The sequence below is a fragment of the Streptomyces sp. NBC_00637 genome (genome assembly GCF_045161545.1).
Classification (GTDB): Bacteria; Actinomycetota; Actinomycetes; order Streptomycetales; family Streptomycetaceae; genus Streptomyces.
In genome coordinates this window covers 2,525,946-2,540,088 of sequence record NZ_CP109046.1, presented here as the reverse complement: position 1 = coordinate 2,540,088, position 14,143 = coordinate 2,525,946, and the positions used below count along the sequence as shown (strand labels likewise).

Here is a 14,143-nt window from a genome sequence, read left to right as displayed (position 1 = left end):
GTGGCTGCCCCGCTCGACCGGTACCGCGGATCGGCATCGAGCCGCCCGAGTGCCGTGCCGCCCATGAGAGGCTCACCGAGGCAGTGGAGCCGGTGGAGGCAGTGGGGGCACTGCGGGAACGGGAGAAGGAGCGGCAGCCGGATGTACGCGATATCGCTGGGTGACGACGGGGCCGAACTGCGCCCGCTGGAGCCCTGGCACGCAGCGGAGTTCCTGGCGCACCTGGAGCGCGGCAGGGAGTTCATCAACCAGTACGTCCCCTTCGGCTCGAAGGCCACCGACGTGGCGACCGCGCGGGAGACGCTCCAGAGGTACGCCGACATGCGCGCCGCCGACACCGGCTCGCTGCACGGCCTGTGGCTGGACGGCACGCTCGTGGGCGGTGTGCTCTTCCTGAACTTCGACGCCGACAGCGCGAACTGCGAGGTCGGCTGCTGGCTGGAACCCGCCGGTAGCGGGCGCGGTCTGGTCACCCGGGCCATGCGGGTGCTGATCGACTTCGCCGTGGAGCGGCGGGGGATCGAGCGGGTCGAGTGGTGCGCCTCCGCGGGCAACACCGCCAGCCTGAACGTGGCCCGGCGGCTGGGGATGACCCGCGACGGCGTACGCCGGCAGGCCTACCCCTATCGTGGGGTGCGGCACGACCTCGAGGTGTGGTCCGTGCTCGCCCAGGAGTGGCGCGACGCCCGCGCGGCCGCCGCTCACAACGATCATTAAGGGACCTCTCAGAGAGCGTCCGTACGGTGCGAGGTATGGGAACCAAGACTGTGGACGAGGCCGGCACGGAATCCGGTACCGAGGCGAAGCGCGACGAGGAGAAGGTGGACGTCACGAAGAGCGAGGCGCCGGACGGTGCGATCGGGACGGAGGCGGAGCAGGTCGGGGACGCCCCCGCCGACGCCACCGGCCAGGCCGACGACACCGAGGACGGTGACGAGCTCCTCGCCGAGGAGGGCGCCGACAGCGCGGCGGCATCCGCCGGCGTCGGCCAGGGTGCCGGCGCCGTCGTCTCCGCCGTGCTCGGCCTCGTGTCGCTCACCGGTGGCTGGATCGGCACCGTCGCCGCCGCCCGCGAGACGCTGGTCGGCCAGCTCCAGACCTCGTCGACCGCCAGTGTCGCCACCCAGATCAAGGAGGTCTACGGCGACGCCTGGCAGACCACCGCGCTGTGGGCCGGCGCGTTCGCGCTGGCCGGGCTGATCGTCGGTGTCGTCGTCCTGGCCAGGCCCGCCTTCGGCGCCCCCGGCAGGCCGCAGGCCCCCTGGATCAAGTCCGTCTCCTGGGCCGGCGTCGCGCTCGGCGTCATCGGCCTGCTGCTGGCCGTGCTCAAGTACACCGACATCCTGTTCGGACTGCCGTCCGCGAGCTGAGCACCCGCAGGTCACGAGGGGTCTTAGGCGACCGTTGAGCCGATTCACGGACGTCCTAAGGCCCCTCGGCCGCGTCTAAGGCGTCGTCGGCCGCCGAAGATGCGGAACTCTCCCGATGTGGCGGACCCCCCTGGCGGACGAAGGTTGAGGCATCGCGAAAAGCGAAGCCGGAACACCGACTCTCAGGGGACACACCATGTACGAGTACGAACTTCATCAGGCCCGTTCCGCCGAACTGCAGCGCCGGGCCGACCACGAGCGACTGGCCCGCGAGGTCGTCCGCAGCCGCCGCGTCGCCCGCCGCGAAGCGGCCGAACGCGCCGCCGCCGAGCGGGCGGTCGGCGGCGCCGGGAGCGAGTCGCATACCCATCTCCGCCATCGGCTCCGGTTCGCCCGCCCGGCGTGAACGCCGGGGCGGGGGAGGGCGGCCGCACGGGGGTCGGCCGCCCTCCCGCCGGGGCCCCCGCGATATCCGCTGGGCCGTCGTCGCACCCGCGTGCGATGCTCGCCCCCGTGGAGACCAGGTCCGTCAGCCCCGTCTTCGTCGGTCGCGCCGACGAGTTGCACACCCTGAACGACGCGCTCTCCCGCGCCGCCGCCGGCGAGCCACAGGCACTGCTCATCGGCGGTGAGGCCGGCGTCGGCAAGACCCGGCTCGTCGAGGAGTTCACCGCGGCCGCACATCGCGGGGGCGCCGTCGTCGCGCTCGGCGGCTGCGTCGAGATCGGTGCCGACGGGCTGCCGTTCGCCCCGTTCTCGACCGCCCTGCGCGCCCTGCGCCGAGCCCTGCCGGACGAACTGTCCGCCGCCGCGGCCGGCCAGGAGGAGGAACTCGCCCGGCTGCTGCCCGAACTGCGGGAGACCACCAGCGGACGAGGCCACGACGACGAGGGCATGGCCCGCCTCTTCGAACTCACCGCTCGCCTCCTGGAGCGCGTCGCCGCCGAACGTACGGTCGTGGTCGCCCTGGAGGACCTGCACTGGGCCGACGCCTCCACCCGCCATCTGCTGTCCTATCTGCTGCGCACCCTGCGCACCGGCCGCCTCGTCGTCCTCGCCACCTACCGCGCCGACGACATCCACCGCCGTCACCCGCTGCGCCCCCTGCTCGCCGAACTCGACCGGCTGCGCACCGTCCAGCGTCTCGAACTCGCGCGCTTCACCCGCGACGAGGTCTGCCGCCAGATCGCCGGCATCCTCGCCGCCGAACCCGACCCCGCCCAGGTCGACGACATCTTCGAACGCTCCGACGGCAACGCCTTCTTCGTCGAGGAACTCGCGGTGGCGGCCCACGAAGGCTGCTGCACCGGCCTCACCGACACCCTGCGCGACCTGCTGCTCGTCCGCGTCGAGGCGATGCCCGAGAGCGCCCAGAAGATCGCCCGGATCATCGCCGAGGGCGGCTCCACCGTCGAGTACCGGCTGCTCGACGCCGTCGCCCGGCTCGCCGAGGACGAACTCATCGAGGCACTGCGCGCCGCCGTCGGCGCCAACATCCTGCTCACCACCGCCGACGGCGACGGCTACCGCTTCCGCCACTCCCTGGTCCGCGAGGCGGTGAGCGACGACCTGCTCCCCGGCGAACGCGCCCGCCTCAACCGCCGCTACGCCGAGGCCCTCCACGCCGACCCGGCCCTCGTCCCCGCCGACGAACGCGTCATGCGACTGGCCAGCTACTGGTACCACGCCCACGACCCGGCGAGGGCCCTCCCCGCCGTCCTCGACGCCTCCGTCGAGGCCCGTTGCCGGCACGCCCACAGCGAGCAACTGCGGCTCCTGGAAAGGGCGATGGAGCTGTGGGAGGCGGTGCCCGAGGACACCCGCGCCGCCCTGCGCCCCGTCCACTACACGGAGGCCTACCCTCCCCCGCCGTCCGAACGACGTGGGGGGACCCCCGACGGGTGCGACCCGGCCACCACACCGCTGCGCTACCTCGACCTGATGGCCGAGGCCGCCGTCGCCGGCCGCTACTGCGGGGAACGCGAACGCGCCCTGAAGATCACGAAGCGGGCGCTGCGCCTGCTGGAGGACGAGGACGACCCGCTGCGCTCCGCCTGGTTCTGGGTTCAGCGCTCCCGGCTGGTGCGCTCGCTGGGCCGGGGCAGCGGGCGCGAGGAACTGGCCACCGCCGAGGACCTGGTGCGCGGTCTGCCGCCCAACGAGGTGCACGCCGAGGTGCTCACCCACATCGCCAACTGGTCCCTGGTCCACGTCCCAGGACCCGACGCCTACGGCGCCGCCGAGCGGGCCGTGGAGTACGCCCGCATGGTCGGCGCCCGCGAGACCGAGCTCGACGCACGCCAGATCCTCGGCGTCCTGATGGTCGACGCCGGCCACATCGAGGCCGGTCTGGCCGAGCTGGTCGAGGTCAGGGAACAGGCGCTCGCCGAGGGCACCCCCTCCGTCGCCCTGAACGCCTATGTCAACCTCCCCTCCGAACTGGAGGGGATCGGCCGCTCCCGGGAGGCCGTGCCGATCCTGGAGGAGGGCCTCGCCTTCGCCAAACTGCACGGCCCGCCCGACACCGAGGCCTGGGTGTGGGGCAACCTCGCCGAGTCCCTGATCTCCCTGGGCCGCTGGGACGAGGCCGACCGCGCCTGCGCCGCCGCCGGACCGGTGGGTCAGGGCGTGGCGGTCAGGGGCTGCCGTGCCACCCTCCGCGCCGAACTCGCCCTCGCCCGAGGCGACCTCGCCGAGGCCGCCCGGCAACTGGCCACGGCACAGAACTTCTTCGGCTCCCACGAGCACGCCCCGCAGAACCACCTGCCCGTCACCCGCCTCGCCATCGGACTCGCGGCGGCCCAGGGACGTCCGCTGGACGCCCGCACCCACTTCGCGGGGGCCCTCGAAAGGGACTTCCGGCCCGGCACCCAGCGCTACGCCTGGCCCCTGCTGCTTGCCGCCGCCTCGGCCGAGGGAGACGCCCGGGCGAACCCCGCCGCCGACCGCGACCGCGCCGACCTCCTCGACCGCATCCGGACGGCCGGCAAGAAGCTCGCCACGATCGCCCCGGTCTGGCAGGCCCACGAACGCTGGGTCCGCGCCGAACTCCTGCGCGCCGAGGGCCGGACCGACCCGGCGGACTGGTCGGAGGTGGTCGCCGCCTTCGAGTGCCTGGAACGGCCCTACGACCTCGCCCGCACCCGGCACCGTCTCGCCGAGGCACTCCTCTCCGTCGGCGGTGACGACGAACGCGACCGGGCCGCCGAACTGTTGCGCCTCGTCCACGCGGTCGCCGCCCACCTCGGGGCCCGTCCCCTCGCCGAAGCCGTCACCCTCCTCGGCCGCCGCGCCCGGCTGTCCCTGAGCCCCGCGGGCCCGCCGGACAGCCCGGCCGACCCCACCGACCCCCTGGCGACGCTGGGCCTGACCAGCCGGGAACGCGACGTCCTGCGCCTGGTCTCGGCCGGGCGTACCAACCGTCAGATCGCCGAGGTGCTCTTCATCTCCCCGAAGACGGCGAGCGTCCACGTCTCGAACATCCTGTCCAAGCTCGACGTCTCGGGCCGCGGTGAGGCGGCGGCGGTGGCCCACCGGCTGGGGCTGTTCCCGCCGGAGGCCGAAGAACGGCTGGTCGCGCGATAATGGGGCAGGCCACCAGGGAGGAGCCGCACAGGCGACCGACCGTGATCCGGCCCGGCATGGGAGAACGATGTTCAACGCATTCGAGGACCTCTTCGCGCCGGGCCGCAAGCACACCCGGGACGAGCAGAACCGGCTGGAACTGACCAGGGAGGACGTCGGCGACGGCGATCCGGGACGCGGGCCGATAGACCTCGCGTCCGGAAAGGTCGTGGTACGGCCTTCGGAGGCGGCGGAGGACGAGTGACGCCGCTCGGCGGAGGACGAGTGACGCCGCTCGGCGGGGGACGAGTGACGCCGCTCAGCTCACCTCCAGCTCCAGGATCCGGTCGTCCCCCTTCTCCGGGTCGCCCCGGCCGTCGGTGTTGCTGGTCGTGACCCACAGCTTGTCGCCGCCCGCCGACACCACCGTGCGCAGCCGGCCGTACTCGCCCTCGAGGAAGGCCTGCGGGTCGGCCGAGGTGGCCGTGCCCTTCAGCGGGACGCGCCACAGGCGCTCCCCCTTCAGCCCCGCCATCCAGATCGAGCCCCCGGCGTAGGCGATACCGCTCGGCGAGGCGTCGTCGGTGTGCCACTGGGCTGTCGGGTTGCGGAACCGCGTGTCCTCGGACCTGCCCTCGGCCGTCGGCCAGCCGTAGTCGCCGCCCGGCACGATCGCGTTGAGTTCGTCCCAGGTGTCCTGGCCGAACTCCGCGGCGAACAGGCGCTGTCTGGAATCCCAGGCCAGGCCCTGCACGTTGCGGTGTCCGTACGAGTACACCGGGGAGTCCGGGAACGGGTTGCCCGCGGCCGGCTCGCCCTCCGGGGTCAGCCGGAGGATCTTGCCGCCGAGCGACTTCCTGTCCTGGGCCAGGCCCCGGTCGCCGCTCTCACCGGTGCCGACGTAGAGCATCCGGTCGGGACCGAACGCGATCCGGCCACCGTTGTGGATCATCCCCTTGGGGATGCCCTTGAAGACCGTGTCGGGCGCTCCCAGCTGGTCGCCGGCGGGCCGCGCGGGGTCGTAGATCATCCGGACGACGCGGTTGTCCGACGCCGAGGTGAAGTACGCGTAGACCATGCGGTCCGACGCGTAGTCGGGGGACAGGGCGAGGCCCAGCAGGCCGCCCTCGCCGGCCGCCGAGACCCCCGGCACCTCGCCCAGCTCGGTCTTCCCGCCCGTCTCCGTGTCCACCCGGGTGATCGTGCCCTCGTCGCGCGAGGCGACCAGGAGCCCGCCCTCGGGGAGGGGCGCGAGGCCCCAGGGCGTGTTCAGACCCTCGGCGACCGTGCGCACCACCTTGACCGTGCCCTTCGAGGGCGGGGTCTCCTCGGCGGACGGGGAGGTCTGGGCCGCCGTACGGCTCGGGGACGCGCTCGCGGAGGCGCCCGAGGACGTCCCGGAGTCGGAGGAGCAGCCGGCCGTCACCAGCAGAGCACCCGCGGCCAACACGGCTGAAACAGCTCGACGTTGCACGATCATGGTCCCTTCGACACGGCGGTTCCCGCGACGGGCTTCACCTGTCCTACGCCGCTGAGGCCTCACGGGTTCCCGATCCGGGCCATCGAGACCCGAAAGGGCGGGACTACTCCCAGGACCCCTGGGCCCCGGGCAGCTCCGCCACCTCCGCCAGGTCCTGCGGCGTCAGCCGCAGACCGGCGGCCGCCGCGTTCTCCGTCACCCAGCGTTCCCGCTTGGCGCCCGGGACCGGGATCACGTGCCGGCCCTGCGCCAGCACCCAGGCCAGCGCCACCTGGGCGGCCGTCACGGCCTCGCCGTGCCGGGCGGCGATCCGGCGCAGACCGACGACGACCGGCTGGTTCGCGGCCATCATCTCGGCGGTGAAACGGGGGTGCCGGGCGCGCATGTCGTCCGGTTCGAAGCCCTGGCCGGGGGTGAGTGTGCCGGTGAGGAAGCCGTTGCCGAGCGGCATCGCCGCCAGGAAGCCCACGCCGCGCGCCTCGCACCAGGGCAGCAGGGTGTCCAGTGCCTCGGGGGACCACACCGACAGCTCCGCCTCCACGGCGCTCACCGGGAAGACCTGCTGGACGCGCCGCAACTGCCGAATCGTTCCGTCGTACAGCCCGCCGGAACGGCGGCCACCACGGGCGCCCACCGCGCACAGCCCCAGCGCCCGCACCTTGCCCGCCCGGACGAGCTCGGCCATCGCGCCCCAGGTCTCCTCGACCGGAACCTCGGGATCCGCCCGGTGCAGCTGGTAGAGGTCGATGACGTCCGTCTGGAGGCGCCGGAGCGAGGCGTCGCAGGCCCGCTTCACATACCCCGGGCGGCCGTTGGCCACGATGTGCTGCTCACCGACGAGCAGACCGACCTTCGTCGACACGAACGCTTCCCCGCGCCGCTCCTTCAGCGCCCGCCCCACCAGCAGCTCGTTGGTGAACGGTCCGTACATGTCGGCGGTGTCCAGCAGGGACGTACCCGCGTCCAGCGCCCGGTGCACCGCCCGGAGCGACTCGTCGCCCCGCTGCCGCGAACCGGTGTACCCCCAGCTCATCGGCATGCACCCGAGACCGACGGCACCCACCTCGAGCGCCCCCGCGCCGATCGTCCTGCGCTCCACCTGCCCGTGACCCTCCCTCACCCGAGCCCCCAACCTAACCTCTGCACGCGCGCGTACCTGACATAGCCTCCTGACCATGAGCGCTGACGTCTGGCTTCCCATCCCCGCGGAAGAGATCGAGGGCCTCCCGAAGGGGCCGAACTACCGCTTCTGGAACGGTGAGGAGGACTTTCCGGCGGACCCCGCCGACTGCGCCTTCTACGTCGTCCCCTACATGAAGCCCGCCGGCCTCGGGCAGCGGCCACTGCCCGCGATGACCTCGCTGGAGGTCGTCCAGACCCTGTCCGCCGGCATCGACCACGTGATGCCGGCCGTCGCCTCGCTGCGTCCGGGCGTGCGGTTGTGCAACGCGCGGGGGGTGCACGAGGCGAGCACGGCCGAGCTCACGCTCACCCTGATCCTCGCGTCGCTGCGCGGCATCCCCGACTTCGTCCGGGCGCAGGACCGGGGGGAGTGGCTCGACGGGTTCCGGCCCGCGCTCGCCGACAAGAACGTGCTCGTCGTCGGATACGGATCCATCGGCTCCGCCATCGAGGACCGGCTCGTGCCCTTCGAGGTGGCGCGGGTGGCGCGCGTCGCGCGCTCCTGGCGCACGACGGCGCGCGGCCCCGTGCATCCGATCGCCGAACTTCCCGCCCTGCTCCCCGACGCGGACGTGGTGATCCTGTGCACGCCCCTGAACGAGAGCACCCTCGGCCTGGTCGACGCCGATTTCCTGGCCCGGATGAAGGACGGCGCGCTGCTCGTGAACGTGGCCCGCGGCGGCGTCGTCGACACCGAGGCCCTGCTCACCGAGGTGGAGAGCGGCCGCCTCACCGCTGCCCTGGACGTCACCGACCCCGAGCCCCTGCCCCCGGGTCACCCCCTGTGGAGCGCGCCGGGCGTCCTCGTCAGCCCGCACGTGGGCGGCCCCACCTCCGCCTTCCGGCCGCGCGCCGAGCGTCTGCTGGTGGACCAGTTGGGCCGCTTCGTGAACCGGGAGCCGCTGCGCAACGTGATCCTCACTACGGGCACGGCGAACGGATCGTGACGGCCGGGGCGCTTCCGTAGTCCCATCTCGGCACCCTCCGCAGTCCTCCGGACGCGGTCCGTACCCCTTCCGGGCGCATATGCCGATGATCGTCACGCAGCGTAGAGGAACTATGTCCCTGAGTGACGAGACTGGTGTATCGTCCCGACAGGGGCTACGCCGCGCATATTCGGCGTCAGGGATGGACATTTCAGACTTGCGAGGGGGGCGACGGGCGATGCACGGCCTATGGACGAACGATCCGACGCGGCGGAACCGCCGGCGGCGACCCTGGCGCTCCACCACGCGCCGGCAGGGTCACGGCACTCACCCCGGCCGGCACCGCCACCGGTGCGTCGGCCACGGGGAGCACGCGCCACCGGCGGCGGTCCGGGACCCGAGGGATCCGGGAGTGACGCGGACCGGGAGGACCCGGTGAGTCCGCCGCCGACCTCCACGCCCGTGCTCGACGGAGCGCTGCGGGCGCTGCCTTCGACGGGGACCCCGCGCACCGTGCGGCCGCCCACCCGCGGCTCCGGGACGAACCTCGTCCACCAACTGCTGCTCGCCCTCCTGTGCGCCGGATACGCCGTCGGTGCCGCGCTCGGCTGGGGCTCGGACCGACTCGCGCTGATCATGGGCGACTTCGGACTGTCCGCCGCCGCGGGCACCGCCGCCGTGTCCTGCTTCCTCTACGCGCGCAGCCGCCGCGTCCGCTTTCGACCCGCCTGGCTCCTGTTCTCGATCTCCTCGGCGATGGCGGCCCTGGGCAACCTGGTCTGGGGGTGGTACGAGGTGGTTCTGGGACGGCCCGTGCCCAGCCCCAGCTTCGCCGACCTGTTCTTCCTGTGCTTCGCGCCCCCCGCCATCGTGGGGCTGCTCGTGCTCGCCGCCCGGCCCATGACGAAGGCGGGCTGGGTCTGCCTGGCCCTGGACGCCTGGCTGATCGCCGGCTCGCTGCTCACCCTCTCCTGGAGCCTCGCGCTGGCCCAGGCGGCGAAGTTCGACGGACCGAGCGTGGCGCACGCCGCCCTGTCGCTCGCGTACCCGCTGCTCGACATCGCCCTGGTGAGCATGGTGCTGGTGCTGCACTTCCGGCGCACGGCGGTGAACCGCACGGCGGTCAACACGGCTGTCGGCGCGCTCGCGCTGACCGTCCTGTGCGACGCCCTGTTCACCTCGCCGCTGCTGCACAACAACTACCGCTCGGGCCAGCTCCTCGACGCGGGCTGGTTCGCGGGCTCGCTGCTCCTGGCGTACGCGCCCTGGGCCGCCTCCCGCCGGCAGCGGTCGGCCGCGGATGAGGGGCACACGCGTGTGGTCCACGAACACGTACCCGGTCAGCGCCCCACGGGGCGCCTCCTCGGGCCGTCGCGCGCGGCGGTGGCCGCGGCCGCGGCGGCGATGTCCGTCCAGCGCCTCGACCAGACGCCTCCCCAAGGAGGCGATCACAGCCGGTTTCCGGTCACCCGGCCGATCACCGGCTCCCTGGCCGCCCTCACGCCCTATCTCGCCGCCGCCGTCTGCACCCTGGGGATCCTCTACAACGTCCTCAACGGCCGCAGCGTCGACCGCGTGGTGCTGCTGACCGGCGGCACGGTCGTGCTCGCCCTCGTGGTGCGCCAGGGGATCATGCTGCTCGACAACATCACCCTCACCCAGGAGCTGGCGCAGAAGGAGAACCACTTCCGTTCCCTGGTGCAGGGATCCAGCGACGTCATCATGATCGCCGCGCCCAGCGGCGTGCTGCGCTACGTCTCCCCGGCCGCCGCCGGGGTCTACGGGCGGCCGGCCGAGGACCTGGTGGGTTCCGAACTGGCCGACCTCATCCATCCCGAGGACCTCGGCTGCGTGGTGCATGAGGTGCGCCGCTTCCTCGCCGCCGTCCCCCTGGAGGAACCCACCACCCGCATCGAGTGCCGCTTCCGGTCCGGTGACGGCGGCTGGCTCAACGTCGAGTCGACCGTCAACCGCCATCACGGCGGCCTGATCTTCAACAGCCGGGACGTGACCGAGCGGGTGCGGCTCCAGGCGCAGCTCCAGCACAACGCCGAACACGACCCGCTCACCGACCTGCCCAACCGCGCGCTGTTCACCCGGCGCGTCCAGCAGGCACTGTCCGGCCGGCGCAGCTCCGACCGGGGCACCGCCCTGCGCAACACGGCGGTCCTCTTCATCGACCTCGACGGGTTCAAGGCCGTCAACGACACGATCGGCCACGCGGCCGGGGACGCCCTGCTGGTCCAGGCCGCCCGCAGGCTCCAGGACTCGGTCCGCAAGGGAGACACCGCCTCCCGGCTGGGCGGCGACGAGTTCGCGGCTCTGATCGTCGGCGACGGCACCCGCGACCGCGCCGCCCGGGAACGCCACATAGTGGAACTCGCCGACCGCCTCAGGCTCACGCTGTCGCAGCCGTACCTCATCGACGGCAACGAGGTCCGGGTCGCCGCCTCCATCGGCGTCGCCTTCGCCGAAGCCGGGCTGGGAACCGGTGAGCTGCTGCGCAACGCCGACCTGGCGATGTACCGGGCCAAGGCGGGCGGCAAGGGCCGGGTCGAGCTGTACAAGCCGCAGATGCAGCAGGACGTCGTACGCAAGGCGGAGCTGGCCACGCGGCTGCGCGCCGCGCTGCACGACGGCGAGTTCGCGCTGTTGCACCAGCCCGTGGTGCGGCTGGAAGACGGCCGGATCTCGTCGGTCGCCGCACAGGCCCGCTGGCGCTCCTCCCAGGGGGTGCTCTTCACACCCGCCGAGTTCCTCCGGGTCGCGGAGGACAGCGACAAGACGGCCGAGCTGGGGCGCTGGATGCTGGAGCAGGCCGTCGAGCAGGCCGCCGACCGGGCCGCGAGCGGGCTCACCCTGCCGGTGGTCGTGCGGGTGGGCGCCCGGCGGCTGCTGGACCGCTCGCTTCCCCTGGGGTCAGTGGAGGCACTGCTGACCCGGCACGGGCTGCCGTCGGGATCCCTGGTGGTCGAGCTGTCCGACACCGACCCGAGAGTGCCGCTGGACGAGCTGGAGCGCCGCCTGGGGGCGCTGCGGCGCCTCGGTGTGCGGATCGCCCTCGACGGCTTCGGCAGCGGCCACGCGGCCCTCACGGCGCTGCGCCGGCTCCCCGTCGACGTGCTCAGGCTCGACCGTTCGCTGGTCGAGGGCGTCGTCGAGTCCGCGCGGCTGCACAAGATCACCAGTGGTCTGCTGCGGATCGCCACCGACCTCGGGCTCCAGTCCGTCGCCGAGGGCGTGGACCTGCCCGAGCAGGTGGTCGCGCTGCGCGCGATGGGCTGTACGCACGGCCAGGGCATGGCGTTCTCCGGGCCGCTCGACGAGTACCGGCTGCGCCGGGCCCTCGCGACCGGCCGCTATCCGGTGCCGCACGGTCCGGCCGAGCCCGCGTTCGCGGGCGGGGGCGCGGGGGTGTACACCAGTGGTGTCCACGCCGGTGGCGTCGCCGGCGGTGTCACGGCCGTCCTGGGGAGCGGAAGTGTCCGTCGCTCACATAATGAGACTCCCGTCCCACCCACTTGACAGTCGGTGCGCGCCGGGGGGAGGGTCAATGCCATGCGCACCCGAATTCTCGTACTTGGAAAGCGCGTCGGCTGAAGTTGGTGACGCTCCGGACGGACCCGGAACTCCCAGCGACCCACACCCGGCGCGCTCCCCTCGCTTGCCTTTTGGCACGAGGGGTTTTTTGTTGCACAAAACCCGCCGCGGCACCTGTGCCAAGGCCCTGAACAACCCTCAGTAAAACCCTCAGCATCGAAAGAGAATGCCGATGACCGAGCAGGCCCCCGGGGCCCATCCGCAGCCGCGGCCCCGATCCGGAGGACAGCACTCCGCGACCGTCGAGCACGTGACGGGTGCGCAGTCCCTCATCCGTTCTCTCGAGGAGGTCGGGGCCGAGACGGTATTCGGCATTCCCGGCGGCACGATCCTGCCCGCCTACGACCCGATGATGGACTCGACGAGGGTCCGCCACGTCCTGGTCCGGCACGAGCAGGGCGCGGGCCACGCGGCCACCGGCTACGCGCAGGCCACCGGCCGGGTCGGCGTCTGCATGGCCACCTCGGGGCCGGGCGCCACCAACCTGGTGACCCCGATCGCCGACGCCCACATGGACTCGGTGCCGCTCGTGGCGATCACCGGCCAGGTGGCGTCGAAGGCGATCGGCACGGACGCCTTCCAGGAGGCGGACATCGTCGGCATCACCATGCCGATCACCAAGCACAGCTTCCTGGTCACCAAGGCCGAGGACATCCCCCAGGTGATCGCGCAGGCCTTCCACATCGCCTCCACCGGCCGCCCCGGCCCGGTCCTGGTCGACATCCCCAAGGACATCCTCCAGGCGAAGACGACGTTCGCCTGGCCGCCGGTCATGGACCTGCCCGGCTACCGCCCGGTGACCAAGCCGCACGCCAAGCAGATTCGCGAGGCCGCCAAGCTGATCACCGCCGCCAAGCGGCCGATCCTGTACGTCGGCGGCGGTGTCCTCAAGGCCGGCGCCACCGCCGAGCTGAAGGTCCTCGCGGAGCTGACCGGCGCGCCCGTCACCACCACGCTGATGGCGCTGGGCGCGTTCCCCGACAGCCACCCGCAGCACCTCGGCATGCCGGGCATGCACGGCTCGGTGGCCGCCGTCACCGGTCTGCAGAAGGCCGACCTGATCGTCGCCCTCGGCGCCCGCTTCGACGACCGCGTCACCGGCAAGCTCGACAGCTTCGCCCCCTACGCCAAGATCGTGCACGCCGACATCGACCCGGCGGAGATCGGCAAGAACCGCGCCGCCGACGTGCCGATCGTCGGTGACGCGCGTGAGGTCATCGCCGATCTGGTCCAGGCCGTCCAGAAGGAGCACAGCGAGGGCCAGCAGGGCGACTACACCGCCTGGTGGAAGGACCTGAGCCGCTGGCGCGACACCTACCCGCTCGGCTACGACCAGCCCGCCGACGGTTCGCTCTCCCCGCAGCAGGTCATCGAGCGCATCGGACAGCTGGCCCCCGAGGGCACGATCTTCACCGCGGGCGTCGGCCAGCACCAGATGTGGGCCGCCCACTTCATCCAGTACGACAAGCCCGCCACCTGGCTGAACTCGGGCGGCGCGGGCACCATGGGCTACGCCGTCCCGGCCGCGATGGGCGCCAAGGCCGGCGCGCCCGCGCGGACCGTCTGGGCCATCGACGGCGACGGGTGCTTCCAGATGACCAATCAGGAACTCACCACCTGCGCCCTGAACGACATCCCGATCAAGGTCGCCATCATCAACAACGGCGCCCTCGGCATGGTCCGCCAGTGGCAGACGCTGTTCTACAACCAGCGCTACTCCAACACCGTGCTGCACTCCGGCCCGAACGACGTCAACCCGGACGCCCGCGGTACCCGCGTCCCCGACTTCGTGAAGCTGGCGGAGGCCATGGGCTGCTACTCGATCCGGTGCGAGTCCCCGGACGACCTCGACAAGGTCATCGAGGAGGCGAACTCCATCAACGACCGTCCCGTCGTCGTCGACTTCATCGTCCACGAGGACGCGATGGTGTGGCCGATGGTCGCCGCCGGCACCTCCAACGACGAGATCCTGGCCGCCCGGGACGTCCGCCCCGACTTCGGCGACAACGAAGACGACTGAG

General features: G+C 72.5%; 10 protein-coding genes. 8 read left to right on the top strand and 2 right to left on the bottom strand.

Annotated features, from left to right (window positions below; translation table 11 throughout):
- Window positions 1–141 precede the first annotated feature (141 nt).
- The 5 genes from OG440_RS10750 to OG440_RS10730 all read left to right on the top strand — a co-directional run bounded on the left by OG440_RS10750 (window position 142) and on the right by OG440_RS10730 (window position 5,199).
- Complete coding sequence (locus OG440_RS10750; RefSeq protein WP_406006620.1) at window positions 142–717, top strand: GNAT family N-acetyltransferase; 576 nt, start codon at window positions 142–144, stop codon at window positions 715–717.
- 35 nt (window positions 718–752) lie between these two features.
- Entirely contained in the window at window positions 753–1,370 is a 618-nt protein-coding gene (locus OG440_RS10745; RefSeq protein ID WP_406006619.1) for a hypothetical protein, read from the top strand.
- Window positions 1,371–1,566: 196 nt separating this feature from the next.
- Complete coding sequence (locus tag OG440_RS10740) at window positions 1,567–1,776, top strand: hypothetical protein (protein ID WP_406006618.1); 210 nt, start codon at window positions 1,567–1,569, stop codon at window positions 1,774–1,776.
- A gap of 95 nt (window positions 1,777–1,871) precedes the next feature.
- A complete protein-coding gene (locus OG440_RS10735) occupies window positions 1,872–4,955 on the top strand; it encodes an AAA family ATPase (protein ID WP_406006617.1) in 3,084 nt (1,027 codons plus the stop codon).
- 67 nt (window positions 4,956–5,022) lie between these two features.
- Window positions 5,023–5,199 (top strand): DUF6191 domain-containing protein, encoded by a 177-nt coding sequence (locus tag OG440_RS10730; RefSeq protein ID WP_406006616.1) that lies wholly within the window; start codon window positions 5,023–5,025, stop codon window positions 5,197–5,199.
- 54 nt (window positions 5,200–5,253) lie between these two features.
- Here the strand turns inward: OG440_RS10730 and OG440_RS10725 are convergent, their stop codons facing one another.
- Window positions 5,254–6,414, bottom strand: a complete 1,161-nt coding sequence (locus OG440_RS10725; RefSeq protein ID WP_406006615.1) for a PQQ-dependent sugar dehydrogenase — start codon at window positions 6,412–6,414, stop codon at window positions 5,254–5,256.
- Window positions 6,415–6,517: 103 nt separating this feature from the next.
- Window positions 6,518–7,513 (bottom strand): aldo/keto reductase, encoded by a 996-nt coding sequence (locus OG440_RS10720; RefSeq protein WP_406006614.1) that lies wholly within the window; start codon window positions 7,511–7,513, stop codon window positions 6,518–6,520.
- A 76-nt stretch (window positions 7,514–7,589) separates the two neighbouring features.
- Between OG440_RS10720 and OG440_RS10715 the strand changes: the two genes are divergently transcribed.
- The 3 genes from OG440_RS10715 to OG440_RS10705 all read left to right on the top strand — a co-directional run bounded on the left by OG440_RS10715 (window position 7,590) and on the right by OG440_RS10705 (window position 14,142).
- Window positions 7,590–8,543: a 2-hydroxyacid dehydrogenase gene (locus OG440_RS10715; protein ID WP_406006613.1), complete on the top strand. Its 954-nt coding sequence runs from the start codon at window positions 7,590–7,592 to the stop codon at window positions 8,541–8,543.
- 414 nt (window positions 8,544–8,957) lie between these two features.
- The gene (locus OG440_RS10710; protein WP_406006612.1) at window positions 8,958–12,047 is read left to right on the top strand and encodes a putative bifunctional diguanylate cyclase/phosphodiesterase; all 3,090 of its coding nucleotides are present in this window, start codon (window positions 8,958–8,960) and stop codon (window positions 12,045–12,047) included.
- A 247-nt stretch (window positions 12,048–12,294) separates the two neighbouring features.
- Window positions 12,295–14,142 (top strand): acetolactate synthase large subunit, encoded by a 1,848-nt coding sequence (locus OG440_RS10705; RefSeq protein WP_406006611.1) that lies wholly within the window; start codon window positions 12,295–12,297, stop codon window positions 14,140–14,142.
- The last annotated feature ends 1 nt before the right edge of the window (window position 14,143 follow it).